Origin of the sequence: Porticoccus sp. W117 (genome assembly GCF_030341905.1) — a bacterium.
GTDB lineage: Bacteria > Pseudomonadota > Gammaproteobacteria > Pseudomonadales > Porticoccaceae > SCSIO-12696.
Map to the genome: position 1 here is coordinate 1 of NZ_JATAAF010000021.1, position 25,766 is coordinate 25,766.

A 25,766-nucleotide genomic window follows, 5' to 3' on the forward strand; every position below is an offset into this window, starting at 1 on the left:
CCTGAAAATATTGAGCAGGCTACCGTCATGGTGGAAGAATCTGTTGAGTTATACAATAAACGGCGGCCGCATATGGCTCTAAAATACAAAACGCCCGATGAAGTCCATCGGGCGTTTTTAACCTGAAATAGTGTCAACCTATATCAGGACAAGACACCGGGGTTTCTTTACGTCTCCCGTCTCACATCTTTCATCTCACATTCAGGCAAACGGATTCGCCTGGCGTGACCGCAACATGCTGTTTTTCAGCACTTCTTTGCGCTCGGTGTTGTCCATAGCCATCCAGCCACGAATCTCATCGGCAGTGCGAAAGCAGCCCACACAGACATCGTCATCGTCCAGCGCGCAGATGGAAATACAGGGCGAATTGATGGGTTTTTCGTCGTTACTCATGATGTGTGTTCTGGCCGGGACTGGGGGAAGTTTTTAATGGCCGGGTACTTTAACTGTATGTCCGCGCGAAGGGAACAGTTGAGAAATTCCACCAGCAACGCCAGGGTAAAACCCCAAATGGTGTACTCCTGATACTGATAGCACGGTAATGAATAGTCTTTCCCGTTGATATCAAAGTTGGCGCGGGTCAGGTTGTTGGTATCCAGCAGGTATTCCAGAGGCACTCGAAAGATCGCATCCAGCTCTGCCAGCTCAGGAGTTAGCTCAGCGTCTGCAGCAATACGCCCCACAAAGGGCGTCACCCTTACACCCAGACGGGTATCTCGCGGCGGCAGAGTAGCAAACAGCTCCACCTCTCCCGGCGGCAAGCCAATCTCTTCGTGACTCTCTCGCAGGGCGGTGTGCAGCAAACTGCTGTCTTGCGGCTCCCACATACCACCGGGCAAGGCCACCTCACCGGCATGATCATTCAGGTGCCCCGCCCGGCGGGTGAGCACCAGATGGGGCCGGGGCTCCATCGTCAATGCCAGCAAAACAGCCGCCTCGCGTTCACCGCGCTGTACGGGTAGAGGCTCCTGCAGAGGCAGGGGTTTGAGATTATCGGCAATGGTTGTCAGCATCGAATCCAATTCCGCGCAACGTGCTTTGATATACTTCGGCACAACTCATCGTATCTTTATGACGGCAGCACAACTATGAACTACTGCAGTAATTGTGGACAACCGGTCAGCCTGGCAATTCCCGAAGACGACGACCGCGAGCGCCATATTTGCAGGCACTGCGACACCATTCACTACCAGAACCCGCGCATTATTACCGGCTGCCTGCCGATTTATGACGACGGACACGAGCCACGAGTATTGCTGTGCAAACGAGCCATCGAGCCCCGCTACGGTAAGTGGACCCTGCCCGCCGGCTTTATGGAGAACGGCGAAACCGCCGAACAGGGCGCCGCCCGGGAGTGCTGGGAAGAAGCCCGCGCCAAAGTATCTATTGGTGATCTGTACAACATGACCAGCATTCCCAACGTTAACCAGGTGCACCTGTTCTTTATGGCAACGCTGGATAAGCCGGAGTTCGCCAGCGGCCCGGAAAGCCTGGAAGTGGAATTACTTAAAGAGGCCGACATTCCCTGGGACGAAATTTCTTTTACTGCAGTAAAAGTCACCTTGCAGAATTATTTTCGCGATCGAGCCAACGGCCAGTTCCCACTGCGCTCCGGCTGGGCCGGCCCCAACGAATGGGGCGAGTGGCATTGGAACAAACACTGACGAAACACCCCATGCACCAACAAACCATGACCCAGCAAACCATGACCCAGCAAACCATTAGTGCCCAACAATTCCAGCAACAGTTTAATTCAGCAAACGACACCCTGATCGACGTACGCGCCGCGGCGGAATATCGAGAAATACACCTGGTGGACGCCACCAATCTGCCGCTGGATCAGATTACCGGCGAACAAGCCGCTACGCACAACAGCGAACGCTGCTACCTGATCTGCAAGGCTGGTAAACGAGCCGCCATGGCGGCAGAGAAAATTGCCGCCAGCTACCCCGGGGAACTGATTGTGGTAGAGGGTGGCACAGACGCCTGCGTTGAGCTGGGCATGGATTGCCAGAGGGACAAAGGGGTTATGTCCCTTGAACGACAAGTACGCATTGCAGCGGGGGCGCTGGTGTTACTTGGCGTTGTACTCAGCCTGACAGTGCACAGTGGCTTTATCGCCCTGTCCGCCTTTGTGGGCGCCGGTTTGGTGTTTGCGGGAATTACCGATACCTGTGGTATGGGGTTGCTGCTGACCAAGATGCCCTGGAATCGTTAGCTAACGCTTCTTTTGCTGGCTTTGCGCAACATCTCTATAGCCGCCAACAGCTGGGCATGAATGTCCGAATTAGTGAGCGTATTGTTAGCAACGTCAAAATTATCCTGAAACTTCGGCACTGAAATCGCCGCCACCACTTCCGCGCGAAAGTGCGGTGCCGACGTTTCCGCATGGGCCAGCACATTTTTCGCCCCACCGGGCCCCGGAGACGTGGCTAACAACAGGGTGGGCTTATCCTGAAACACTTTGCGATCTCCCCGCGACGCCCAGTCAAACAGGTTCTTGAAAGCCGCCGTGTATGAGCCGTTGTGTTCTGCATGAGAAATCACCAGCGCATCCGCCTCTGCAATTTTGTCGAGAAAATCCCGCGCCAGCTGTGGGTGCCCCAATTCGGCCTCCCGTTCCGGGCTAAACAGTGGCAGCTCGTAGTCGTGGATATCCAATACTTCTACGGTAGCGCCCTCTATAAGATTGGCCGCATAAGTCGCCAGCACCCTGTTAATAGAGTGTTTGCTGTTGCTGGATGAAAACGCTAAGACCTTCATTACACTATCCTTCTTCTGCACTTAAATTACGTTCGGCGGGCAAGTCACTCAAATACTCCACAAACTCTACTTCAAAACCGTCAGGATCAACATAGTATATATTCTTGCGAAATGGCTCATCGGCACCATCTTTATCCACATCGAAGCCCGCATTTCTCATACGTTCAATCAACGCATCCAGATCATTGGTTTCAAAAGCAAAGTGCGCCAGCCCTACTTGATGCCCCTGCAGATTGCGGTTTTCCCCTTCACCAAACTCATTCAGCGCCAAATACTGATAATCATCGCCAAAATGCACCCACTTGCGCGGCTTGCCGTACCACTCACCACCGCCCTGAGTGCGTACCTGCCAGTGAGGAAACGCCGCCTTGTAAAACGCCATGGATTTTTCCAGGTTTTTAATCACTAAATTGATGTGCTCAATACGAATCATTGCTATGCCCTCTGTGATCATCGGTAAAGTGCGGCCACTATAAAACCTAAACTTAACTTGAGGTAAAGAGCTTTTTTGACTATTGTTTTGATTAAGAATTTTTATAACGAGACAACACCAATGAGCGATAGCAACTGGACAGTGGGCAAGGTGGCCAGGCGCTGCGGCGTAAAAGTCAGCGCCCTGCACTTTTACGAATCCAAAGGGCTGATACACAGCTACCGCAACAGCGGTAACCAACGCCGTTACAAAGCCGACGTCATACGCCGGGTGTCATTGATCAAAGCGGCCCAGAAAGTAGGTTTTACTCTGGAAGAAGTCAAACAAACCTTCGCCAAACTGCCCGACAACCGCACCCCCACCGCCAGCGATTGGAAAAAACTGTCTACCGCCTGGCGAGAAGACCTGAACAACCGCATTGCCTACCTGGAACGACTGAGGGATTTAATTACCGGCTGTATCGGCTGCGGTTGCTTGTCGATGAAGAACTGCCCGATTTATAACGAAGGGGATAGGTTAGGAAATGAGGGGAATGGGGCCGTGATTTTAGAGAAAAATAGTAAGTAAAAGCTCAGTTAGAGACAGGTGAAAACTCTACGGCACTCAACTCGCTTATGATCCCGGCATCTGATACTTCACGTATAGCTTTTTTTAGTAGCTTCTTGAGATTTGGCTTCAGATAAGGGATAACTTTTTCTATAGGCAAACTTTTAAGTTCTAGAAAAATAGCCAACGCGAAAATATTTTCAGCTTCAGATAGATAACCACTGCGATTATATTGCCATCCTTGCGAATCAACATCCGTATACTGCTGAAAATTAAACGCCGAATTTGCCATAAAAATACCAAACCCCAGAAATGTTGCCGCCATATCAGTAGCGAATTCCCAATTCTCCCAACCCCCAGGTGGCGGCTCTTGTGCAGTTGCTGTTAGATAATGCGCCAGCTCATGGGCGTAAGTAGCAACTAGCTGCGTAGGGTTGCTGACAATTGCAGGGTTATAGGTAATGACTACCTCTTCACTTTCATCAGCTTGAAATGTACCAAGTGGACCCGAATCAACGTCCTGGATAACAAGAGTTGGAGCAACTTTTGGATCCACATCTTCTTCTTGAGCTTGTAGCTTACACGGCCATTCGTCCATGCCTGCATAGTGCTTAACTACTTTAAACGTTTCTCTCGCAGCACCTTCTTCACTATCCACTTTAGATGGAAAATACTCTTTAGTGGGCAATACGAGCTTTGTACCCTCAAAAAAAGCCTGCCCACCAAAATTTTTCAGAAGCCAATTATAAGTGGCAACTTGGAACTCGGTATCATCAGTTGAAAGCAAAGGTTTTGATTTAAAGAGATTCAACATCATTTTTGTTTTAATTTCTTAAGCTACTACCCGGACACTCTGTGTAGTGACCTTGGTATGGCTTGATGTGACCGCTGCCAGCAAGGAAGCTGGCAACGAGCCTACATGGATGTATACACGGCGTGTCACAACAAGCCATACCAAGGTCACGAATACTGGAATAGAACACTATTGCAGAGGAAGCAGATATTCAAGGAAGAAAGCGCAACATCCTTGTTGCATAGGAGGTAAGCTGCAAAATTCAGGAGGTTGCCGCGTCGCTACGCTCCTCTCAATGACGGACTAATGAATCAAATCGTCCCATTCACAATCGGCTGGAACGCCGTTAGCGAATCCATCAACGCGGCATTACCCAAACCATTAGTAGGGAACAGGTTGGCAAAGTTGCCCTGCTCGCCGTGCAACGCCATGTAATTCAGAATTACTGTTTCCACCAACAGGTTGACGTTGTTGGCAGCTGGTGTGGCAGCGGTTTCTACTGAGGCGTCATTGCGCATAAAACCAATTTGCTGATGACGGGCTTGCTCTTCTGGAGTGGCACCTAGTAACTGCGGGCGGCCATTGGGGTTGTACACCATAAAGAACGAAGACGCGGTAGACTGGTTATCGCCGGTCCACTCCCCTTTACCACGACCATCCACAGAATTATCGATACGGCCATTACTGGCCACTGAACCGTCGCTCATTACGTACATCATTAGCGGCGTATTAGTGCGCGCAGCGTATTCCAGGCAGGCACCCATACAGCGGCCAGCGCGCAAATCGCGAATTTCACCCGTGGCGCGTTCGCCGGTGTGGTAATCGTAACCACCCATGGTAATGGTACCGGCGCCAGAAAAACCGTCGATAACCATTTTCATCACCGAGGCGGTTTTGCGGAATTCGCTTGAGCCGTCAAATTCAGCGGTAGAGAAAATACCGCCATTGTCACTGACAATTATCGGGCTGGGGGCGTTGCGGTCGTCGGGGTTCAATGTGTTCGGGTCACCAAAGCGCTCCGCCAGGTCGGCACTGCTCAGGTAGCCGCATTCGATCAGGTCTTTAATAACCGCATCGTTGGTCAGGCGGGTATCCACGGTACCCAGCTTGGCGTTACTGAGGCGATACACAGATTCCATTACTGCCACCGCATCAGACTGATTGAGCAAGCCAACCAGATCGCCAATATCTACCATACCGGTCACATCCGTGGGGCGATCTACTTTGGTGGGGCGAATGGTGGGGTCAATCATGGCCATGGGCGCCATGGAATTACCGCCGGAATCGCTGCTGCGAGAGCCAATCAAACTGAGGATGGAACCCTCAGCACCAGCCCGAGCGATGCCGTACATGGGGTTGTGGGGGTTATTGCCAGTGTCGTTTTCCGAGCGAGCGGGAATAATGGCGCCATTGATATTGGCCGCCGTCCCCGGCGACAGCTTTTCCAAAATACCGCGCAAGAAAGCACTGTCACTGTGAAACGCCAAACCGAGAGTGGTGTCAGTGTGGTCGCCATTACTGGTGCCGGATTCCGAAGAACCGGCGCCATTCACTTCCGCGACGCCGGGAATCATATCGCCGGGCAGGCCCAGTTTGTCGTAGCCGGCGGTGCTGAGAAAATCCATCTGGCCGCCCTGGCCACCGATCAATACGTTGGAACCGGCAATATTCACACCGCCCGCCAAATCAAAACAGATAAAAGGAATTTTGCCCGCACCCAAACCGGATGAACATCCGGCAGCGGACATGGCATCGATCAAATCCTGGGACAAGGCATGAGCCTTGCGGGGACTGGCAAACATACTCAATACCGAGCCGCCCAGCACTGTGCCGGCACCGGCGCAAAAGCCCTGGGCAAGAAAGTCACGGCGGGTTACCGGCCGCGAGTGGTCGGCGTGGTACAGGGGCTCGTCAAGGCCGAGGGCGCGGGGGGCTTGTTTTTTAATAATCATGTTTCCGTTCCACTCTCTTTATTGAATCAACATGGTGGCGCTGGCCAGTACCGCCGCACAGGTGGCTTTTACCACAGTGTCAGTACCAGTAGCCGGGTTGGCAGTCATGGTAGCAATCAGACTGTTGAGTTCTGTGCGCATGGCACCATCCGCAGGCTGGCTGGCCAAATTAGTGCCAACAATATTGTTTAACAATGGGGTGATAATCAGGTCACGCTCGCCTTGAGTATCCAGGGCTGTCGCCGCCGCTTCACCGAAGTTAAAGCCATTGAAATAGGTACCGCGCAGAGTCGTGTCTTCTACCAGTGCGTTGCAGTACTCAATAGCCAATTGCGTAACACCCATCTGGTGAGCGGACAGGAAGCCATTGATGCTCTCCACCGTAGGCAACTGCTGGCGCACGGTATTAAAGGTGTTTTGTACATCCGTCTGAGTGGCACTGACACCAGTGGCCGCTGCCATGGTGGCGTTGATCTCATCGAAGGTACGCAGGCCAATATCCGATTGTGCATCCAGGTCTGCCGGGTTCGCCGGGGTAGGTACGGCTGCTTCGGTAAACACATTGGTGTTGCTGCCCAAACGCTCAAAACTGAGGAAGAACTCATCGGCTTCCGGACCTTTTTCCAAGGCGATAATGGTGCCGCGATCGGACATCACCTGGCCGCTGGCCGTGTAATCGGTGCTATTGAGGGTAATGTCCATATTCTGGTACGCCTGCCCTACCGGTGCCTCGCGACCATTGATGCCGATGCGCATGCCCTGCACCGGAATATTATCCGGCGTAGCACTGCCATCCAGGCTGATAAAGTACGGCGCATTAAACAGGTAGCTGTAGCTGTCGAACTGGCTTACCTCCACCACAATGTAGGCATCAGGCACTGACACCAAATCACTGACACTGAACAGCAGCAGGTATTTGGCACCGACACCGGCATCAAAGTTGTCCTGAATCTGTTCGTCGGTAAGTACACGGTTGTGGACAGCCACCAGGCGGAATACCCCTTGCCACAAGCGCTGGTTGGAGGTTTCGTTGCCCAGCACAAAGGCAAAAGTATCGTCCCAGTCACTGAGGTTACCGCCGCCGGCACCATCGGCATCGCCGGTGTACTGTCCATTCACATAAATGCGACGGCCATTGACCGGATCGTAATTTACCACCACGTGTTGCAAGGTAGCCTGCAGGCGCTCGTCCGCATCGGCGGTAGACAAAGCGGGTTCGCCGTTGCCGTCAGTCGTGCTGCTGCGGTTAAGGAAGTTGTAATTGTAGAGGGTCTGCCCCAAGGTGAAGTTGCGAATATTGTTGCCACCGGAGTAGCTGACAATGCCCGCCGGGCCATCTTGGGTGACATTACCCGGCGCTACCCAGGCTTCAATACTGTATTCACCGGTACCGGAAGCGCCCGCAATCAGGTTGTGCAACTTGGCACTCGCTGCCGTCGTAGCCTGAGCCTTGCCGTCGTTAATGCGAATACCAAAACCGCCGACCCATTCCACGTTGCCACTGATGGTTAAATCCATGGCCGGGTCGACACCGCTGGTATCAAAGGCGGTAAAGCCGTTGCCGGTTTTGAATTCGTACTTGGCGATGGCATTGCTCTCGTGGCGGCCGCCAGTGTTGGCCAGAACACCATCAAACAGAGTCAGTGCTTTACTGATCACCAGGTCGGAATCCACGGTGGTAAGGGGGATACCATCAGCAAACGCCTGGATGGCATTTTCCATGGTGGTGGCGTTGTTGGAGCAGTCGTCCCAGCAGTTGTGGAATTCGTCACGCAGTCGAACTACCAAACGCGAGCGGGCCGGGTCGTCCAGGTCAATTTTGCTCTGTGCCGCCGCATAGGCCACATCAATGTCGGCAGCGGCAAAATACGGCTGCTGAGGTGTGCCGGCATCGTCGCTGTGACAGTTGGCGCAATACTGAGTGAGTACGCTGTGAACCCCAGAGAAGCCGCTGCTGTCGGCCGGGAAGGTTTTGCTGTCGCCTACATCTTTAATGGTTGGCGCGGTCAGAGAAACCACCGTGCCACTGCCACCAATACTGTCGTTGGCCCAGTCGGTGATGTAGCCCTGAATAATATCCGCACAGGCCTGATCACTGGCCAACCAGCAATTGTGGCCACCGGCCACCTGGGTCACCAACATGGAGTTACCCGGATTATTCAAATCCACCACAGCATTGACGGCGTTATAGGCGGTGTTGATGTCGTCAGTACGGACAAATGCGGGAGATTGCAAATCGTCACCGTGGCACTGGCCGCAACGGTTGTCTGCCACCAGGTTATCCCACACATGAATTCGAAAACTCTGCACGTCTGCGGTTTGCGGTGCCGGGCCGTTGTACACAACATTGCCGGTATTGCCGCCACCACCGGGATTGGGGTTGGGTAAGGCTGTTGTGGGGGAACCACTGCCGCCGCTACAGGCAGTGAGAGCCAGTAGCAAGCTGGGCAGTGCGATTAGCTTCAGCGCTTTGAATACAGGTCGCACGTCGCACGTCTGACGTCGCACGCTAAAACCAAGCTGCCCGTTTTGAGTTTTTGAATAACCTGTAAGTACAGAGTCACGCATTTCCAAGGTACTGAAAAAGATCTTTGTGGCACGTACTGCTTTTAGCGTGCGACGTGCGACGTCAGACGTGCGACCAAGTTTTTTAATAATCACGTCTTACTCCCCCTTACAGTACAACGCCACTTCCGCCCACACCCGTTTGAGGTTGTGACCGTTGGCAATAAATGAGTTGGTTATGGTGGTCACCTGGCCGCGGTCGTTGCTGTCGCCAGGTTCGCGCAGGCACACCGCGCGGAACACTTTGGTCACCTGATATTCCGCAAAGGCGCGGCTGTGGGCCAGTTCCATACCCAGAGACTTGGCGCCGTTACCACTGCCAGTCAAGGTGCTGTCCCAACCCAACAGGCTGTTAACGCCGGCGCGCCAGTAGTTGTCCCAGCCGTCGTCAGGGGTTACATAACCAAAGGGAAAGTTGGTGCTGTTGATGTGGTGCTTGGCAGTCACGCGGGTGCCGGTTGTTGGGTCGGTCTGACCCACATCGTTGTACACCATTTGGCCGTTAATGCCCGTCGGGTCGTTGTCCGCGTCATAGTTAAAGTTGTAATAGGCAAACGCCTGAGCCAGCGGATCCATTCCACTGTGGCAACCGACGCAGTTGTTAAGAAACAGGCGGCTGTCGCCACCGGGGCTGCGAGACACATCCTGACGAATACGGTCTGGCGAACGGCTGGTGTCCTGCAGTTGTTCGAGGTCTCGACCCAGATGGTTGAGCAGAGTAAAACGCAACATCGCCCGGTTGGTGCCGGCAATAAAGAACGCCTGAGCACCGGCGCGGGTGGTCATTACCCCGGCGGTAGCATCGCTGGGCAAACCGTTTACCGACGACTGGGTGCGTTGCACCAGTTCTGCCTGCAAATCCACACCCTGGTTTTCCAGAGCTTCATAGTGGTTGTTATTGCCGTTGGCGTAGGCGGGTAAGCCCAGCGCCGGGTCACCGATGTAAATGATGTCACCGTAGAGCACCTGACGGAAATCCAGTTCGTCCCGCACCAGACCAATGACGGTAGCGGTGTAGTCGTTGAGGGCGACAAACTGGCTTTGATCCCGATTGGTCCAACTGGCGGCAAAATTTTTCAGAGTAACCCGGTAAAATTCCGGGTTATTCGTCGCCATCAGAGCCGCGTCGATATCGTTGGCGGGGTTGGCATCCGCCAGTAATGCCTCCATATTACCGAGCACCAGTTCAGATGGTGGCACACCGGCAATACGGTCGTGAATGCGCTTGGCTTGTTCCCGCGGCCCTGCAAAAGCTGTGGTAGCCGCAAGGGCCATACTCAGAGAAAAACTGAGCAGGCTGACTGTGAGGAGTGGCTTTTTATTCATGTGCCTCGCCTTATGGTTATATCGTCGGCTGGGTTAATTCGGATTATTCGTTGTTGTTGATTGGCATACTATGTCTGCCCACTGTTGCGAACAGCGCAGGATTACCCCCCAACTTGAGACACCCTTCTCAGTTCTGCATAAAAGCCGGATCGTCGGCCATTCATCCCCATCAGCAACCATTAAACCGTGACAGAGCGCACGGCATTAATGCCAGTGGCGACGAAAAATAGCCGCACATAAAAATAAAACCAGAAACATAAAACTGTTGTACCCCATCGAGGAGCCAATCGACGTGACAAGCCACTCCCTGCTCAACACTTGCCCTTTTTTCATAAAAGGTAAAAAAGGGTTCGCAGCAGCCAGCATTCTATTATTGGCGGCCTGTGGTGGCGGTGGTGAAGGCGGCTCTGGCGGCGGCATTGGCAGCGGTCAAAGCCCCGACCCGGTGGTAGTGGATATCCCTATTTTTTTCGTGCAGCGTCCCTTGCCGGTAGACGATAACGGCAACAGAGAAGCTGATGATGTACTCGACCCGGCGGCATTTCGCCCTGGAGCCGAGCTGGTAATGCGCGACCGTGCTTCTCCCAGTGCCGCGGATACAATTATCACGGCAAGCGTGTTTGCCGAAGACGAACTCTATGACGTCAAGGATTTGGAACCTTCCTTCGACGGAGAAAAATTACTATTTTCCATGCGCGCGCCGGAAATCCCCAACGCCGATGACGACGAGCAACCCACCTGGAATATCTGGGAATACGACCGTGTTAACGATGTTCTGCGGCGCATTATCACTTCCGACACCAACGCTCGCGCTGGCCAGGATGTAGCGCCCCACTATCTGGCGGACGGCCGCATTGTGTTTTCCTCCACTCGCCAGCGCCAGGCCCGCTCTATTTTGCTGGACGAGGGCAAACCCCAGTACTCTGGCCTCACGGAAGATCGCGATACCGAAGCCTTTGTACTCCATGTGATGGAAGACGACGGCAGCAATATTCGCCAGATTACCTACAACCAGAGCCACGACCTGGATCCCACCGTACTGAGCACCGGTGAAGTGATGTTCAGCCGCTGGGACAACAGCGCTGGCAATAACAGCATCAGCCTGTACCAGATCAATCCGGATGGTCGCCAGCTGGATTTTATGTACGGTTATCACAGCCAGGACACCGGCACCAACAACAGCGAAGGCCGCTTTCTGCACCCCCGTGAACTGCCGGACAACCGGGTTCTGGTATCCCTGCGCCCCACGCAAAGCGATCGCCTGGGCGGCGATATGGTGGCGGTAAACATCGCCGATTTTACCGAAATTGACCAGTCGGAAATGTCCAACCCCAGCGCGCCCAACAGCGGTGATGGCCAACAATCACTGGCCTTTGCCACAGTCAATACCGACGGCACGCCCTCCCCTCACGGCCACTTCAGTTCCGTGTTTCCACTGCACGATGGCAGCAACCGCCTGCTGGTGAGTTGGGCTCAGTGCCGCCTGATTGACCCTGCGGACGGCACCACCATCATTCCCTGCACCGCCGCCAACCTGGCGCTGGCCAATGTGCAAGAGGCGCCGCCCCTGTACGGAATCTGGAGCTACAACCTGACCGACCAATCCCAGCAGCCCATCATCAATGGGGTTGAGGACACTATGTTCACCGAAGTTGTGGCCATGCAGCCGCGCACCCTGCCCGCCAATATCGAAGACGGTGTGCCCGGTGTGACCCTGGATAACGACCTGCTCAGTGAAAACGTCGGCGTGCTGCATATTCGCAGCGTCTACGACCTGGATGGCACCGACACTACTGCTAATGGCATCGCCGCTACCTCAGACCCATTGCAGGCGGACTTTGCCGCTCGCGACGCGCGTTTTTTGCGGGTGGTAAAAGCGGTGCCCATGCCGGACGAAGACGTGCTGGATTTTGACAACACCGCCTTTGGCCGCAGCCAAAACCAACTGATGAGGGAAGTATTGGGTTACACACCCATCCAACCGGACGGCTCCGTCAAAGTAAAAATTCCCGCCAACGTGCCTTTTATGATTTCCGTACTGGACGCCGATGGTCGCCGCATCAGCAACCAACCCATTGGTGGCCGCCACAACAACTGGTTGCAACTGCGCCCCGGTGAAGAACGGGAATGCAGCGGCTGCCACAGCGCCACCAGCGAGCTGCCCCACGGCCGCCCCAACGGTGAGGCGCCAAGCATTAACGACGGCGCTATGGTCACCGGTGTCGCCTTCCCCAACACCACCTCCACCCTGTTTCCCGACGCCGGTGAAACCATGGCGGAAACCCTGAGCCGCATCAACGGTGTCAGTGAACTGACCGTGGATTTGATTTTCAGCGATGTGTGGAGTGACCCCACCATCAGCACTCCCGATCCAGACATTCAGTACGAGTATGCGGATTTGGCCACGCCCCATCCCACCTCACTGGCCTGCCAGACCAACTGGACCAGCAATTGTCGCATCGTGGTGAACTACCCGATACACCTGCAACCCTTGTGGGATCGCGACCGCCAGGTTTTTGATACCGACGGCATTACCCTGCTGCAAGACAATACCTGCACCAGCTGCCACAACATTGTTGACGACAACAATATGCCCATGGAGCCTCTGGGGCAGCTTAATTTGGCAGGCACACCATCCACTGATGAGCCGGATCACCTGACGTCCTACCGCGAATTACTGTTCCCGGATAACGAACAGTTTCTTGACCCGGATACCAACACCCTGCAAGACGTGATGGTTCAGCGAACCGACGCCAACGGCAACCTGCTGTTTTTGCTGGATGCTGACGGCAATCAAGTTCTCGATGCCAATGGCGACCCAATTCCCATTCTCGACCCGGTAACCGTACCCGCCAGCATGTCGGTAAATGGCGCCTTGGCGAGCCCACGATTCTTCTCCCGCTTCGCCACTGGTGGCAGCCACGAAGGCTACCTGGACGACGCAGAACTCAAGTTACTGTCGGAATGGATCGATATTGGTGGACAGTATTACAACAACCCGTTTGATGTACCGCAGAACTAGAAAAAAATAATGATAATAAAAATGGCCAATACCATTTGGCACGCAGTACAAGGCTTTTTTGCAAAACCAGTCTCCCCCGCAGCTGGTTGGGTGCCCGCAATGGCAAACGCAGAGTCCCCCTCCTCCTCGCGTTTGCGTTGGGCACCTTTCCGGCTGCAACTTATTACGTCGCACGTCGCACGTCGCACGTCGCACGCTAAAACCAAGCACCCTGTAGGTCGGCCTTCAGGCCGACAAGAACGGTGCTACGTAGTAAACACTCTTGTCGTGCTAAAGCCCGACCTACAACGCTCCGAACCAAAGCGTGCGACGTCAGACGTGCGACGTGCGACCTTCTGCCAAGTACTGCTAACCATCAGCTTACTGACTATTCTGCCAGGCACCGCAACCGCCGACGAACCACTTATAGCCACCGTCGCCGACCCTTACCTGGAAATGCACTCCGGCCCCGGCCGCGGCTACCCGATCTTCCATGTGGTGGAAAAAGGCGAAACGGTGGAAATTCTGAAAAGCCGCACCGACTGGTTCAAAGTGCGGGTTCATCAGGACATTGAAGGCCGCGAGCGCATCGGTTGGGTGCACCGCAGCCAGATGGGACGCACCCTGTCGCCCAATGGAGAGCTTCTGGGGCTGCAATACGCGGATTTTGAGGACTTTAAAAACAGCCGCTGGGAAATGGGCATTGCCGCTGGCGACTTTGAAGGAGCGTCATCATTAAACGGCCACCTGGGCTACCGCCTCACGGAAAACCTCACCACCGAATTGCGTTTGACCCACGCCATCGGCAGTTTTTCCGACAACACTCTGGCCAGTATCAATATCCAGAACCAGCCATTCCCACAATGGCGGGTATCCCCCTATTTCAGCTTGGGCGCCGGTGTGATTCGCACCCAACCCAACGCCACCTTGGTGCAGGTGGAAGACCGCACCGACAGCGCTCTTAACGTGGGCATTGGCGCCCGCGCCTACATCACCCGGAACATGGTATTGCGAGCGGAATATCGCAGCCACGTCATCCTTACCAGCCGCGACCAAAACGAGGAGGTAAAAGAATGGACACTCGGAATCAGTATCTTTTATTAAAAACAGCCGCAGCGTTTTTCTGCCTGGCCATGTTGCCTATGGCGGCAGACGCCCAAGAGCAAAACGATGACCGTGGTCTCGACCAGATTGTGCTGCCAGACCTGGAGCGGCGCACCATTAAAGAATCCGACATCGACAGCGAAAACTTCGAAATCGGTGGCTTTGCCGGCTTTATGAATGTGGAAGATTTTGGCACCAACCCGGTGTACGGCATTCGCGCCGCCTACCACGCGACCGAGGACTTTTTCCTGGAAGCCACCTTAGGCACCACCGAACTGGGCACCACCAGCTTTGAAGACCTGAGCGGCAATGTGCAGATCCTGCCAGATGGTCAGCGCGACCTCACCTATTACAACCTGTCGGTGGGCTACAACCTGTTCCCCGGTGAAGTTTTCCTGGGCAAAGGCCACGCTTTTAACACCAATCTGTATTTGATCGCGGGCGCAGGCAACACCGACTTTGCCGACAGCAGCCATTTCACCTACAGCCTGGGCGTGGGCTACCGTTTCTACGCCACCGACTGGCTGAGCGTGCATCTGGATATGCGTGACCACGTGTTTAACAGCGATCTGTTGGGGGAAGACAAAACCCTAAACAATCTGGAATTCACTTTGGGATTGACAGCATTTTTCTAATAAATGTCATCTCCGCAACAGCGAGCATGACAAAAGAAAGGAGAAAAATAATGGATAAGTTAGCCAAAATTTTTATCAGCGCCATTATCGGCCTGGGTGTTATTGCTACCACGGTAAATGCCGCCGACCAATCTACAGACAAGGCACCGGACTTCACCCTAAAAAGCAACAGCGGCGATAACATGCGTCTGGCAGAACAGCGTGGCAACGTGGTAATGCTGAACTTCTGGGCGTCCTGGTGTGGCCCCTGCAAACAGGAAATGCCGCTGCTGGATGAGCTGCACAAACGCTACTCTCGCGCCGGCTTTACCATTATCGGCGTCAATGTGGAGCGCGACCCGGAAGACGCCAAGCGAGTTTTGCGTGATATCCCGGTGAGCTTCCCGGTGCTGTTCGACACCGAAAGTAGCGTCAGCAAAGCCTACGACGTCAGCGCCATGCCCACTACCGTGATGATCGACCGGGACGGCAAAATTCGCCATCTGCACAAAGGCTTTAAACCCGGTTACGAAAACGAATACCGCAAACAGATCAAACAGTTAATTCGCGAATAACGGAGGCGGTTATGACAAACCTGAAACGCACCGCAATTGCCCTGGCCACTCTCCTCACATTGGGTGGCTGCAGCAGCATCGAACCCTGGGTAAAACCCTATGAGCGCCAATACCTGGCCTCAGACATCATGCAATTTGACCGCGATCCGGTAGCGTCCGGCTACCTGCACCACGTGTTCCAGTCCCGCGAAGGCGCGCGCGGTGCGGAAGGCGGTTCGGGAGGTGGTTGTGGGTGTAATTGATTGGACGTCGCACGTCGCACGTCGCACGTCGCACGCTAAAACCACCATTCTTTGTAGGTCGGGCTTTAGCCCGTCAAGACTGTTAATGCATGGCAAATTATTTGACGGCCTAAAGGCCGACCTACAACGCACCGAACAAAAGCGTGCGACGTGCGACGTACGACGTGCGACCATCCAAACAGTGCTGTGCAGTTTGCTACTCGCTCTGCTCTCGTTCAGTGCCACCGCCGCTACGCTACCCGAAGACCGCCTCGATATTATGTACCACGCCTACAAAGGTGGTGGTGCCACCATTGATGGGCCGTCGGTACTGGTGCGCAAAAAGTTTGCCGACAAAATTTCCGTGCGCGGCAATTACTACACCGACTTTGTCAGCAGTGCCTCCATTGATGTGATCGCCACCGCCAGCGCCTACGAAGAAGAACGCACAGAATTCAGTGGCGGCATTGACTACCTGCACAATAAAACCACCATGAGCCTGAACGTGACGTCCAGTAGCGAAAATGACTACGACGCACAAACCGTGGGCTTTTCCATCAGCCAGGATTTCTTTGGTGACCTCACAACCCTGGCACTGGGCTATTCCGTGGGTAGCGATACGGTGCGTCGACGGGATGATGATGTTTTTGAAGAAGAAGTGGATCGGCAACAATTCAGCATCACGTTGACACAAATTATTACCCCCAAACTGGTGGCCAGCTTAGGTGTGGAAAGTATTGTCGATGAAGGTTTTTTAAATAACCCCTATCGCCAGTACCGTTTTTTGGACGCCACGGAAACACGCGGTTTTTCCTACGCACTGGAACAATATCCCGGCACCCGCAACAGCGACGCAGTGGCACTGCGCGGCCTTTATTACTTGCCTTGGCACGCTTCGGTAAAAGGCGAGTATCGTCGCTTTGCCGACAGCTGGGGCATTGAAGCGGACTCCGTAGAATTTGGCTACACCCACCCCTGGAAACACGGCCTGACTTTTGAAGCCAAACTGCGTCACTACAAACAGGATCAGGCGGATTTTTACAGCGATCTTTTTGCCTTCCAGGGCTCACAAAACTTTTTGGCACGCGACAAGGAACTGAGCACCTTTACGTCCAATACCATTGGCATTGGCGTCAGCTACGAACTGCCCAACAAACTCTGGGGGTTGGCAGAAAAGAGTACCGTTAACCTGTTCTGGGATCGCATCGCTTTCGACTACGACAACTTCCGTGACGTCACCGCTACCGGATTCAACCCCGGCGAAGAACCTCTGTACAGCTTTGATGCGGATGTGATTCGGTTGTTTTTGTCGGTTTGGTATTAAAAACCTGGCTACGAGCATCGCGCTGCGGGCTACGAGCAGATCGAGGTTATTGTCATCCTGAGCGCAGCGAAGGATCTCATCGGTTAAATTCGCAAAAAGATCCTTCGCTGCGCTCAGGATGACAATTACGCTGGGCCTGCCCGTAGCCAGCAGCTCGCAGCCCGAAGCTGATCAAATCGAATCCGCAGGCGGAGCCTGCCGCGGCTGGCTCCCCGGAAACACCAATTCCCCACTGGTAAAAGTACTGCCAAAAGTCTCGCTGGCGGAAGCCACCTGACGCAGGGCAGACAACAGCTGTTGTTCAGTCAGTGGCGACAGCGGGTGGATAAAGGCCGCATAGATAGTGCCATCTTCACCCAGCGCATAGCGGGCATCCAATACGGAGTGGAAGTTGGCCGCCATGGCCTGCACCACCATTTGCGGTTCTACGTTAGAGATATGGGCAATGGGGCTGACAATGCGCATACGATCCGCATTGGCGTCACTAACCACCAGCATATCCACCTCATCAAACACAAACTCGGCGGCGTTGCCGCTGCTTTTTACATTTTCACCGTAGTGTTCAATCAGACCATTGAGCTGCTGCTGGCTCATGCTTTGCGGAGTACTTTCTTCCGCAGCGTATGCAAACCCAGTTGCCAATATCAACGCCAGCCAAGCCCATAATCGATTATTCATGGTGTGCTCCTTTTTGCTATCCAGATTGTTATCTGGCTTTATGACAGCAATTATTGTTTTTTGACTCACACACTCTTTTAAACCGTAAAAGCCAGCACCTTGCTGATATGCGCCAACGGCAGCCCAGACTGCTGCTGCAAGTCGTTGAACACCTCTTGAACCCGATTCAGATCTCGTTTCGAGGTGGCACTAAAGCGATCGATCAAACCGTGGTTGACCAACGCTGCCGACACATCACCGGTGAGCATAAAGGTGTCTTTGCCCATATTGCGCAAAAAGCCGGGGCCACTGTTGCCACCAAGCCGTGAACCGCGTTTTTTCAATTCCAACCAAAGGCCAACCACATCATTACCAGGCCAGTCCGCCAACCAATTGCCAACGCCGCCGTGCTGACGCTGCAGTTCCAGAACAAAAGTGGCATTGTCTCGTACAGTTTTTATCTTCTGGAAGTTGCGCACAATGCGCTCGTCTTTGGCCAGTTGTTCCAGTTTTTCGTCGGCATAGTGGGCAATCACCAGCGGGTTAAAGCCATCGAAAGCCGCCTCAAAGCCCGGCCATTTGTTGTTGATCACCCGCCACACAAAACCGGCGCGAAACACGCAGCGGGTCATCATCGACAGATAGCGATCATCGGCTATCTCACGGAGTTCTGTATCGGCCAGTACCTGGGGCATTTGATCCAGCAGCTGCTGTTCGCCCCCGAGCTTTTTTACCGCGGCACAGTAGAGAGTTTCAAATTGGGTCATGGCCAATTGCGTCTCATCAATAAAAGAAAAGCTACTCTAACGGCAGGGCCAACCAAGCGGCAAATTCTGTTATTCTTGGCGCCTTGTTTTTAAGCACGGAACGTACCAAGGAATCTCCATGAAACTGCTGCCCGCTGCCCTACTCTCCTTTTCTGCCCTGCTGATCACTGCCTGTAGCGACCCCGCTGCCAACAATCCGGAACTGGCGTCGAAAAACGTCAACCAGCTACTGGACAAGCAGTACGACATTCGCCTGCAAATGAGCCCTATCGGCCTCACCGCTCAGGGTAAAACCGAGCGCTATCACGAATGGGACGATATCTCCGGCAAAGGGGAGGAGCGCCAACAGGCTTTGCGTTTGCAGCACCTCAACGAGCTTAACGCCGTCGAAACTGGCAACCTCAACAAGCAGACTCGCCTCAGCCTGCAGCTGGCAAAAGACGGTTTGCAACAGGAAATCGACAGCTATCGCTGGCGCCATCACGACTACCCGCTGTCACAAATGGGTGGTATTCACACTACTGTAGCCGATGTACTGATCAACCAGCATAAGATTGCCAACGCAGCAGACGCTGAAGCCTACATCTCCCGCCTGGGACGCACGCAAACTCTGTTCGACCAGATGGTTCAGCAGTTGCGTACCCGCCAGGCAAAAGGGGTGATGCCACCGGCTTTTGTGTTGCAACAGGTAGTGGATGCCAGCCTGAATGTGATTACCGGCGCGCCCTTTGACGATGGCCCCGACAGCCCGCTATTGGCCGATTTTCGCAACAAGGTAAACGCCCTGGATATCGATACCGCCAGCAAGGAAGACCTGATTGAACGTGCCAGCAATACCCTGAAAAACGTCACTTTCCGGGCCTACTCCAAACTGATCGCTTTTGTCAGTGCCATGCAACGCAGTGCTGACGAACGCGCCGGTATCTGGAAGCTGCCAGAGGGGGATGCCTATTACGCCCACCTGCTGAAGCTGTACACCACCACAGATATGAGTGCCGACGAAATTCATGAATTGGGGCTCGCGGAAGTAAAACGCATCCACAGTGAAATGGATAAAATCCGCCAGCAAGTGGGCTTTGAAGGGGATCTACAAGCCTTTTTCGAATTCTTCCGCACCGACCCGCAGTTCTTCTACCCCAACACAGATGTGGGCCGTGCGGGATTTCTCAAGCGCAGCGAAGACGCCATTGCGGCCATGAAGGAGCGCCTGCCGGAACAGTTCGGTATTCTGCCCAAAGCCGATCTGGTGGTAAAAGCCGTAGAGCCCTATCGTGAAGCCAGTGCCGGTATCGCCTTCTATGAACGCCCAGCGCTGGATGGCTCGCGCCCCGGCATCTACTACACCAATCTGTACGACATGAACGCCATGCCCAACTACCAGATTGATGCCACTGCCTTTCACGAAGCCGTGCCAGGCCATCATATGCAGATCGCTATCGCCCAAGAACTGACCGACCTCCCCGAATTCCGCAAATTTGGCGGCAATACCGCTTATGTCGAGGGTTGGGCTCTGTACACCGAGTTGCTGGCCAAAGAGATGGGTTTTTATCAGGATCCGTATTCAGATTTTGGCCGCCTCACCCTGGAACTGATGCGCGCCATCCGCCTAGTGGTAGATACCGGCATGCACAGCAAGCAATGGACCCGCGAGCAAGCCATTCAGTGGTTTCTGGACAATGGCCCCAACCCGAAGGAAGAAGTGGTCAAGGAGATCGAGCGCTATATGGTGATCCCCGGCCAGGCCACTTCCTACAAAATCGGCATGCTGAAAATTCTCGAACTGCGGGAAAACGCCAAGGCTGAGCTGGGAGACAAATTTGATATCCGCAGCTTCCACGATCTGATACTGGGCAACGGCCCGCTGCCGCTGACCGTGTTGGAACAGCAAGTTAATGAGTGGGTGGCGGAGCAGAAGGGGTAAATAAAGGCTACGGGCTGCACGCTACTGGCTACGGGCAGTCTGATGCTCGAGCTGCCCGCAGCCAGAAGCTCGAAGCTGTATTAAATCGCGTCTTTACCGGTTTCGCCGGTACGGATACGAATCACTTCATCCAGTGAGGAAATAAAGATTTTGCCGTCGCCAATTTTGCCGGTAGCGGCGGCTTTGGTGATGGCTTCCACCACTTGATCCACCAGATCCACATCCACTGCGATTTCCAGCTTCACCTTGGGCAGAAAGTCCACCACATACTCGGCACCACGATACAGTTCGGTATGCCCCTTTTGGCGACCAAAGCCCTTCACCTCGGTGACCGTGATGCCCTGTATTCCGATGTCTCCCAAAGACTCGCGCACATCGTCCAGTTTAAACGGCTTGATAATCGCGGTAATCAGTTTCACGGCTCTGTCCCTTGTTGGTAAGGCGTATGATGGAGGCGTAAACAATACCTCCGGCCAAGCGGTGTTACAATGGCACTCCCAGACTTTTTTGAATACTGACAGTGTTTGGATAAGCCATATGCAACCCAACGAGCTTTTTGAGCAGTTTAGCCGTCAGCTGAACAACAACCTCGGCCCCGGTGCCCGCGCCATTGGCGACGAACTGCAACAGCATATACGCACCGCCATGAATACCGCCATCGGCAAGCTCGACCTGGTCAGCCGGGAAGAATTCGACGCCCAGCAGGCGGTATTGCAGCGTACCCGTCAGCGCCTGGAAGAACTGGAAAAACAGGTGGCGGAACTGGAGTCACAGCTTAAATAGGGTAACGATATAAAGGAAAACAACCACTTCAAGGAGGAAGCATGTCACTGGCCATCGTCCACACCCGCGCCCGAACCGGTATTCAGGCACCATCCGTCAGCGTAGAAGTTCACCTTTCCAACGGCCTGCCCAGCCTCAACATCGTTGGCCTGCCGGAAACCGCCGTGCGAGAGAGCAAAGACCGGGTGCGCAGTGCCATCCTCAACGCCCATTTTGAATTCCCCGCCCGACGCATCACCATCAACCTGGCGCCTGCTGACTTGCCCAAAGAAGGCGGCCGCTTCGACCTGGCCATCGCCTTGGGCATACTCGCAGCCTCTGGCCAAGTGCCCGCGGATGCGTTGAAAGACTGTGAATTCTTAGGGGAATTGTCGCTATCCGGAGACTTGCGCCCCGTCACCGGCGTACTGCCCGCCAGCCTGGCCTGTGGCAGCGCCGGACGCCCGCTGATTCTACCAGCAGAAAATGCCGCTGAAGCAGCACTCAGCTCCTCCACAGATGTACTGCCTGCCAATCACCTGCTGGCAGTCTGTGCACACCTACACGGCAACCAACGGTTAACCCAAGCCCCTGCCACCACTGCTAGCAATCACACAGAAGCTGGACTCGATCTCAACGAAGTTATCGGCCAGCAACAAGCCAAACGGGCGCTGGAAATTGCTGCCGCAGGAGCACACAACCTGCTTTTTGCCGGGCCACCAGGCACCGGCAAAACCATGCTGGCCAGCCGCCTTCCCGGCATTCTGCCGCCTCTGAGCGAACAGGAAGCCCTGCAAACCGCTGCGATCTATTCTGTGGCCGGCCAAGGCATTCCCGACAACTTCTTCCGGCGCCCGTTTCGCTCTCCTCACCACACCGCCTCGGCAGTAGCGCTAGTGGGCGGGGGCAGCCAGCCACGTCCGGGGGAAATATCCCTAGCCCATCACGGCGTGCTGTTTCTGGATGAACTCCCCGAGTTCCCGCGCAAGGCACTGGAAGTCATGCGCGAACCCTTGGAACGAGGTGAAATTATGATTGCCCGCGCTAACCGCCAGGTGGCCTACCCGAGCCTGTTCCAGCTTGTAGCGGCTATGAATTTATGTCCTTGCGGCCATTTGGGAGACGACCGCTGCCAGTGCACCCCAGATCAAATCCGCCGCTACAAAGGCAAGATATCCGGGCCATTGCTGGATCGCATCGACTTACAAGTGCAAGTCAATGCACTGCCTCAGGGGCAACTGACCCAAGCCAAACCCAGCGGTGAAAGTAGCGCCACCATTCGACAGCGAGTAATTGCCGCCAGAAGCCTGCAGCTACAGCGCAACGGCAAGGCCAACGCTCAACTCAGCAATAAAGAGCTAAACAACTGCTGCCAACTGAATCAGCGGCAAAGGGATTGGCTGGATAGTGCTATCGAGCGCCTGAACCTCTCTGCCCGCGCCTATCACCGCATTTTAAAAGTGGCGCGCACCATTGCGGATTTGGAGGAGTCAAAAGAACTTAGTGACGCTCATTTGGCTGAGGCAGTGGGCTATCGCCTCAATACAGATTCAAGACTCTCTTAATAAAACCAAATATTCCTTGTTGCGCACTACGCAACAAATACATAAACTGGACGATGTATATGATTAAGAGCTTCAAACACAAAGGATTGGAAAAATTTTTTACCACTGGCAGCACCGCAGGCATTCAGCCAGCCCACGCCACCAAAATCAGCGACCGTTTGGCTTTCCTGAATGCTGCCACTTGCATCGAAGATATGAATAAACCCGGTTATCGCCTGCACCCACTCAAGGGCAACTTGAAACAACACTGGGCAATCACCGTATCGGGTAACTGGCGTATTACCTTTCGGTTTGAAAACGGAGATGCTTACGTAGTCAACTACGAGGATTATCACTGATGGCCTTCCAACAACATAAACCACCGCACCCTGGCGCATTGATTTACCGCACTTATATCGAACCGTTTACCGATATCACTGCCAACAAAATAGCCGATCAGCTCGGGGTTGCCCGCAGCACCTTTAGCCGTCTGTTAAATGGCAAAGCGGGCATTTCCCCTGAAATGGCGGTTCGCCTTTCTGTGGTGCTAGGCGGCTCCGCAGAAAGTTGGCTGACGTTGCAGGAAAGCTATGATTTGTGGAAAGCCAGACAAACAGTTGATACCGATAAGTTAACTGCTATCGATTTTAATCGAGTAGCCTAAATCAAAATTTCAAAACAAAAGCTGGATCAATCAATGGCTAAGAAAATGAGCATAGAAGGACAAGCCATTCTGGACGAGGTCAACACAATCAAATCTGGAAAGTTAGCCCCTGCCAGGAAATGGGCACCAGAGCAGATTTTGGTTATCAGAGTTCGAAAGTCACTGAAAAAATGCTAGTCGGAGCTTTGGAAGAAATTGCAGCTTAGTTTGTAATTCACCCAAACAACGCCTTCAAATCATCCAGAGATTTCTTACCCTTCTCACGATTTCTATCCGGGTCGTTATCCCCAAAGCCCTCCCGCTCGATATCCGCCTGGGGTAATTCGTCGAGGAAGCGGCTAGGAGTGGTCTCGATAATTTCACCGTACTGCTTACGCTTACCCGCCAGAGTCATGGTCAGGGTTTGCCGGGCGCGGGTGATGGCTACGTAGGCCAGGCGGCGTTCTTCTTCGATGTTGTCTTCGTCGATGCTGGTGCGGTGGGGCAGTAAATCTTCTTCCATACCGATGACAAACACGTGGGGAAATTCCAGCCCCTTGGAGGCATGCATGGTCATCAGTTGCACTTTGTCGTCAGCGTCCTCCTCTTCCTGACGATCGAGCATATCTCGCAGAATCAGTTTGCTGATGGCACTTTCCAGGGGGTTGGCGGATTCTTCTTCACGCTCCACCGCATTGGCCAGTTGCTCTACCAGAAACAGCACATTCTTGTAGCGGTTTTCCGCCACCTTGGCGTTGCTGGTGTTGTGGTGCAGCCAGCCTTCGTAATCGATATCGTCGATCATCTCCTTCACGGCCGCCACCGGGTCGTTGCTCTCGGCGTTGCGCTGTACGCTATCCAACCAGTGTTTAAAGCGCTGCAACCGCTCCAGGCTCTGAGCGGGCAGGCGCTCTTTCAGACCCAACTCGTCGATGGCATCGTGCATGGAGATATGACGTTCATTGGCATACTCCCCCAGTTTTTCCAGGGTAGAGGCGCCAATCTGGCGACGCGGCGTGTTGATAATGCGTAGAAAAGCATTGTCGTCGTCCGGGTTCACCAGCAGCCGCAGGTAGGCCATGATGTCTTTGATTTCGGTGCGGGCAAAAAACGAGGTACCGCCACTTAGGTGATAGGGAATGCCGGCCGCCTGCAGCTTTAATTCCAGAATACGCGACTGGAAATTGCCCCGGTAAAGCACGGCAAAGTCCTTGAAATGGCATTTGCGATGAATGCGCTGGGAAAGAATTTCGTTGGCCACCCGCTCGCATTCTGTTTCCTCATTGCCACAGCGAATCAGGCGCATGGGTTCGCCAAAGCCCAGCTCACTCCACAGGGTTTTTTCGTACACGTGGGGGTTGTTGGCTATCAGGCAGTTGGCGGCTTTGAGTATGCGTGCGGTGGAGCGGTAATTCTGTTCCAGTTTGATCAACTTCAGCGTGGGGTAATCCTCCCCCAGTTTTACCAGGTTTTCCGGGCGAGCACCGCGCCAAGCATAGATGGACTGATCGTCGTCCCCCACCACGGTAAGGCCACCGCGATCCCCCACCAGCTGTTGCACCAGCTCGTACTGAGCCATATTGGTGTCCTGGTATTCGTCCACCAGTAAATAGCGAATTTGCCGCTGCCACTTTTGCAGGATGTCCGGATGGTCGCGAAACAGCTGTGCGGGAATCAGAATCAGATCGTCAAAATCCACCGAGTTGTAAGCCCGCAACGCCTGAGTGTAACGCTGGTAAAGCATGGCCAGGGTTTGCTCACCGGAGCTCTGGGCTTTTGACATGGCCATTTGTGGGCACAGCAGATTGTTCTTCCAATCGGAAATCTGGTGCTGAACCAAATCCACATGATCACCATCCAGTTGCGATTCACGCAGCATCAAATCTTTGAGAAGTGCTTTGGTGTCTTCCTGATCGAGAATGGAAAAGCCATTTTTAAAGCCGAGAGTGCGGATTTCCCGGCGGATAATATTCAGCCCCAGATTGTGGAAAGTAGACACAGTCAGGCCGTGACTGGCCTTGCCCTGTACCAGCTTGCCCACCCGCTCTTTCATCTCCCGCGCCGCTTTATTGGTAAAGGTCACTGCAGCGATATGGCGGGCGCTGTAGTTACACTGCTCAATCAGGTAGGCGATCTTGCGGGTAATCACACTGGTTTTGCCGGAACCTGCCCCCGCCAGCACCAGCAGCGGGCCGTCGATGTAGTGCACGGCTTTGTGTTGTTGGGGGTTAAGTTGATTCACCAGGGGGCGTTCT

Annotated in this window: 27 protein-coding genes; 15 read left to right on the plus strand and 12 right to left on the minus strand. The window is 54.1% G+C overall.

What is annotated here, in order from left to right; genetic code table 11:
- On the plus strand, nucleotides 1-126 hold a 126-nt coding region (locus QSV34_RS12460), incomplete at its 5' end, for an integrase core domain-containing protein (protein WP_289152576.1).
- 75 nt (nucleotides 127-201) lie between these two features.
- Here the strand turns inward: QSV34_RS12460 and QSV34_RS12465 are convergent.
- The gene (locus QSV34_RS12465) at nucleotides 202-393 is read right to left on the minus strand and encodes a DUF1289 domain-containing protein (protein ID WP_289155174.1); all 192 of its coding nucleotides are present in this window, start codon (nucleotides 391-393) and stop codon (nucleotides 202-204) included.
- A complete protein-coding gene (locus tag QSV34_RS12470) occupies nucleotides 390-1,013 on the minus strand; it encodes a CoA pyrophosphatase (protein WP_289155175.1) in 624 nt (207 codons plus the stop codon). Before QSV34_RS12470 ends, QSV34_RS12465 begins: the two co-directional genes overlap by 4 nt.
- 75 nt (nucleotides 1,014-1,088) lie before the next feature.
- On the opposite strand from QSV34_RS12470, the gene QSV34_RS12475 reads away from it, so the two are divergent.
- The gene (locus tag QSV34_RS12475) at nucleotides 1,089-1,664 is read left to right on the plus strand and encodes an NUDIX hydrolase (RefSeq protein ID WP_289155177.1); all 576 of its coding nucleotides are present in this window, start codon (nucleotides 1,089-1,091) and stop codon (nucleotides 1,662-1,664) included.
- Nucleotides 1,665-1,675: 11 nt separating this feature from the next.
- Nucleotides 1,676-2,218 carry a rhodanese-like domain-containing protein gene (locus tag QSV34_RS12480; RefSeq protein WP_289155179.1) on the plus strand — a complete coding sequence of 181 codons (543 nt, stop codon included), beginning with the start codon at nucleotides 1,676-1,678 and terminating at the stop codon, nucleotides 2,216-2,218.
- On the opposite strand, the gene QSV34_RS12485 is transcribed toward QSV34_RS12480, so the two are convergent.
- Both QSV34_RS12485 and QSV34_RS12490 read right to left on the minus strand, forming a co-directional pair.
- Complete coding sequence (locus tag QSV34_RS12485) at nucleotides 2,215-2,763, minus strand: NADPH-dependent FMN reductase (RefSeq protein ID WP_289155181.1); 549 nt, start codon at nucleotides 2,761-2,763, stop codon at nucleotides 2,215-2,217. The genes QSV34_RS12480 and QSV34_RS12485 overlap by 4 nt on opposite strands.
- 4 nt (nucleotides 2,764-2,767) lie before the next feature.
- Complete coding sequence (locus tag QSV34_RS12490) at nucleotides 2,768-3,196, minus strand: VOC family protein (protein ID WP_289155183.1); 429 nt, start codon at nucleotides 3,194-3,196, stop codon at nucleotides 2,768-2,770.
- Between the two features lie 120 nt (nucleotides 3,197-3,316).
- On the opposite strand from QSV34_RS12490, the gene soxR reads away from it, so the two are divergent.
- Nucleotides 3,317-3,763, plus strand: a complete 447-nt coding sequence (gene soxR, locus QSV34_RS12495) for a redox-sensitive transcriptional activator SoxR (protein WP_289155185.1) — start codon at nucleotides 3,317-3,319, stop codon at nucleotides 3,761-3,763.
- Between the two features lie 4 nt (nucleotides 3,764-3,767).
- Here soxR and QSV34_RS12500 read toward each other — a convergent pair whose 3' ends face one another.
- The 4 genes from QSV34_RS12500 to QSV34_RS12515 all read right to left on the minus strand — a co-directional run bounded on the left by QSV34_RS12500 (nucleotide 3,768) and on the right by QSV34_RS12515 (nucleotide 10,378).
- Nucleotides 3,768-4,559, minus strand: a complete 792-nt coding sequence (locus tag QSV34_RS12500) for a hypothetical protein (protein WP_289155187.1) — start codon at nucleotides 4,557-4,559, stop codon at nucleotides 3,768-3,770.
- Between the two features lie 287 nt (nucleotides 4,560-4,846).
- Nucleotides 4,847-6,487, minus strand: a complete 1,641-nt coding sequence (locus QSV34_RS12505) for a general secretion pathway protein GspF (RefSeq protein WP_289155189.1) — start codon at nucleotides 6,485-6,487, stop codon at nucleotides 4,847-4,849.
- An 18-nt stretch (nucleotides 6,488-6,505) separates the two neighbouring features.
- On the minus strand, nucleotides 6,506-8,995 hold the full coding sequence (locus QSV34_RS12510) for a LamG domain-containing protein (RefSeq protein WP_289155191.1): 2,490 nt from the start codon (nucleotides 8,993-8,995) through the stop codon (nucleotides 6,506-6,508).
- 156 nt (nucleotides 8,996-9,151) lie between these two features.
- Nucleotides 9,152-10,378, minus strand: coding sequence for a hypothetical protein (locus tag QSV34_RS12515; RefSeq protein ID WP_502929019.1), 1,227 nt, complete (start codon nucleotides 10,376-10,378; stop codon nucleotides 9,152-9,154).
- A gap of 292 nt (nucleotides 10,379-10,670) precedes the next feature.
- On the opposite strand from QSV34_RS12515, the gene QSV34_RS12520 reads away from it, so the two are divergent.
- The 6 genes from QSV34_RS12520 (at nucleotide 10,671) to QSV34_RS12545 (ending at nucleotide 17,217) form a co-directional block, all read left to right on the plus strand.
- Nucleotides 10,671-13,400, plus strand: a complete 2,730-nt coding sequence (locus QSV34_RS12520) for an HzsA-related protein (RefSeq protein WP_289155193.1) — start codon at nucleotides 10,671-10,673, stop codon at nucleotides 13,398-13,400.
- A gap of 318 nt (nucleotides 13,401-13,718) precedes the next feature.
- On the plus strand, nucleotides 13,719-14,483 hold the full coding sequence (locus QSV34_RS12525; RefSeq protein ID WP_289155195.1) for an outer membrane beta-barrel protein: 765 nt from the start codon (nucleotides 13,719-13,721) through the stop codon (nucleotides 14,481-14,483).
- The gene (locus tag QSV34_RS12530; RefSeq protein WP_289155197.1) at nucleotides 14,453-15,118 is read left to right on the plus strand and encodes an outer membrane beta-barrel domain-containing protein; all 666 of its coding nucleotides are present in this window, start codon (nucleotides 14,453-14,455) and stop codon (nucleotides 15,116-15,118) included. The genes QSV34_RS12525 and QSV34_RS12530 overlap by 31 nt, the downstream gene beginning before the upstream one ends.
- 50 nt (nucleotides 15,119-15,168) lie before the next feature.
- Complete coding sequence (locus tag QSV34_RS12535; protein WP_289155199.1) at nucleotides 15,169-15,672, plus strand: TlpA disulfide reductase family protein; 504 nt, start codon at nucleotides 15,169-15,171, stop codon at nucleotides 15,670-15,672.
- 11 nt (nucleotides 15,673-15,683) lie between these two features.
- Nucleotides 15,684-15,914 (plus strand): DUF4266 domain-containing protein, encoded by a 231-nt coding sequence (locus tag QSV34_RS12540; RefSeq protein ID WP_289155213.1) that lies wholly within the window; start codon nucleotides 15,684-15,686, stop codon nucleotides 15,912-15,914.
- A 193-nt stretch (nucleotides 15,915-16,107) separates the two neighbouring features.
- Nucleotides 16,108-17,217: a DUF3570 domain-containing protein gene (locus tag QSV34_RS12545; RefSeq protein WP_289155215.1), complete on the plus strand. Its 1,110-nt coding sequence runs from the start codon at nucleotides 16,108-16,110 to the stop codon at nucleotides 17,215-17,217.
- A gap of 171 nt (nucleotides 17,218-17,388) precedes the next feature.
- On the opposite strand, the gene QSV34_RS12550 is transcribed toward QSV34_RS12545, so the two are convergent.
- Complete coding sequence (locus QSV34_RS12550) at nucleotides 17,389-17,895, minus strand: type III secretion system chaperone (protein ID WP_289155217.1); 507 nt, start codon at nucleotides 17,893-17,895, stop codon at nucleotides 17,389-17,391.
- A gap of 77 nt (nucleotides 17,896-17,972) precedes the next feature.
- A complete protein-coding gene (locus QSV34_RS12555; RefSeq protein ID WP_289155219.1) occupies nucleotides 17,973-18,641 on the minus strand; it encodes a DNA-3-methyladenine glycosylase I in 669 nt (222 codons plus the stop codon).
- Nucleotides 18,642-18,759: 118 nt separating this feature from the next.
- Between QSV34_RS12555 and QSV34_RS12560 the strand changes: the two genes are divergently transcribed.
- On the plus strand, nucleotides 18,760-20,562 hold the full coding sequence (locus tag QSV34_RS12560; RefSeq protein ID WP_289155221.1) for a DUF885 domain-containing protein: 1,803 nt from the start codon (nucleotides 18,760-18,762) through the stop codon (nucleotides 20,560-20,562).
- A gap of 80 nt (nucleotides 20,563-20,642) precedes the next feature.
- Here the strand turns inward: QSV34_RS12560 and QSV34_RS12565 are convergent, their stop codons facing one another.
- A complete protein-coding gene (locus QSV34_RS12565) occupies nucleotides 20,643-20,981 on the minus strand; it encodes a P-II family nitrogen regulator (RefSeq protein ID WP_289155223.1) in 339 nt (112 codons plus the stop codon).
- 118 nt (nucleotides 20,982-21,099) lie between these two features.
- Here QSV34_RS12565 and QSV34_RS12570 point away from each other — a divergent pair, with 118 nt between their 5' ends.
- The 4 genes from QSV34_RS12570 to QSV34_RS12585 are packed head-to-tail and all read left to right on the plus strand — an operon-like array spanning nucleotide 21,100 to nucleotide 23,532.
- On the plus strand, nucleotides 21,100-21,345 hold the full coding sequence (locus QSV34_RS12570; RefSeq protein ID WP_289155225.1) for an accessory factor UbiK family protein: 246 nt from the start codon (nucleotides 21,100-21,102) through the stop codon (nucleotides 21,343-21,345).
- 41 nt (nucleotides 21,346-21,386) lie between these two features.
- On the plus strand, nucleotides 21,387-22,889 hold the full coding sequence (locus QSV34_RS12575; protein WP_289155227.1) for a YifB family Mg chelatase-like AAA ATPase: 1,503 nt from the start codon (nucleotides 21,387-21,389) through the stop codon (nucleotides 22,887-22,889).
- A 59-nt stretch (nucleotides 22,890-22,948) separates the two neighbouring features.
- The gene (locus QSV34_RS12580) at nucleotides 22,949-23,227 is read left to right on the plus strand and encodes a type II toxin-antitoxin system RelE/ParE family toxin (RefSeq protein ID WP_289155229.1); all 279 of its coding nucleotides are present in this window, start codon (nucleotides 22,949-22,951) and stop codon (nucleotides 23,225-23,227) included.
- Entirely contained in the window at nucleotides 23,227-23,532 is a 306-nt protein-coding gene (locus QSV34_RS12585; RefSeq protein ID WP_289155231.1) for a HigA family addiction module antitoxin, read from the plus strand. Before QSV34_RS12580 ends, QSV34_RS12585 begins: the two co-directional genes overlap by 1 nt.
- A gap of 214 nt (nucleotides 23,533-23,746) precedes the next feature.
- Here QSV34_RS12585 and rep read toward each other — a convergent pair whose 3' ends face one another.
- Nucleotides 23,747-25,753: a DNA helicase Rep gene (rep, locus tag QSV34_RS12590; RefSeq protein ID WP_289155233.1), complete on the minus strand. Its 2,007-nt coding sequence runs from the start codon at nucleotides 25,751-25,753 to the stop codon at nucleotides 23,747-23,749.
- Nucleotides 25,754-25,766 lie beyond the last annotated feature (13 nt).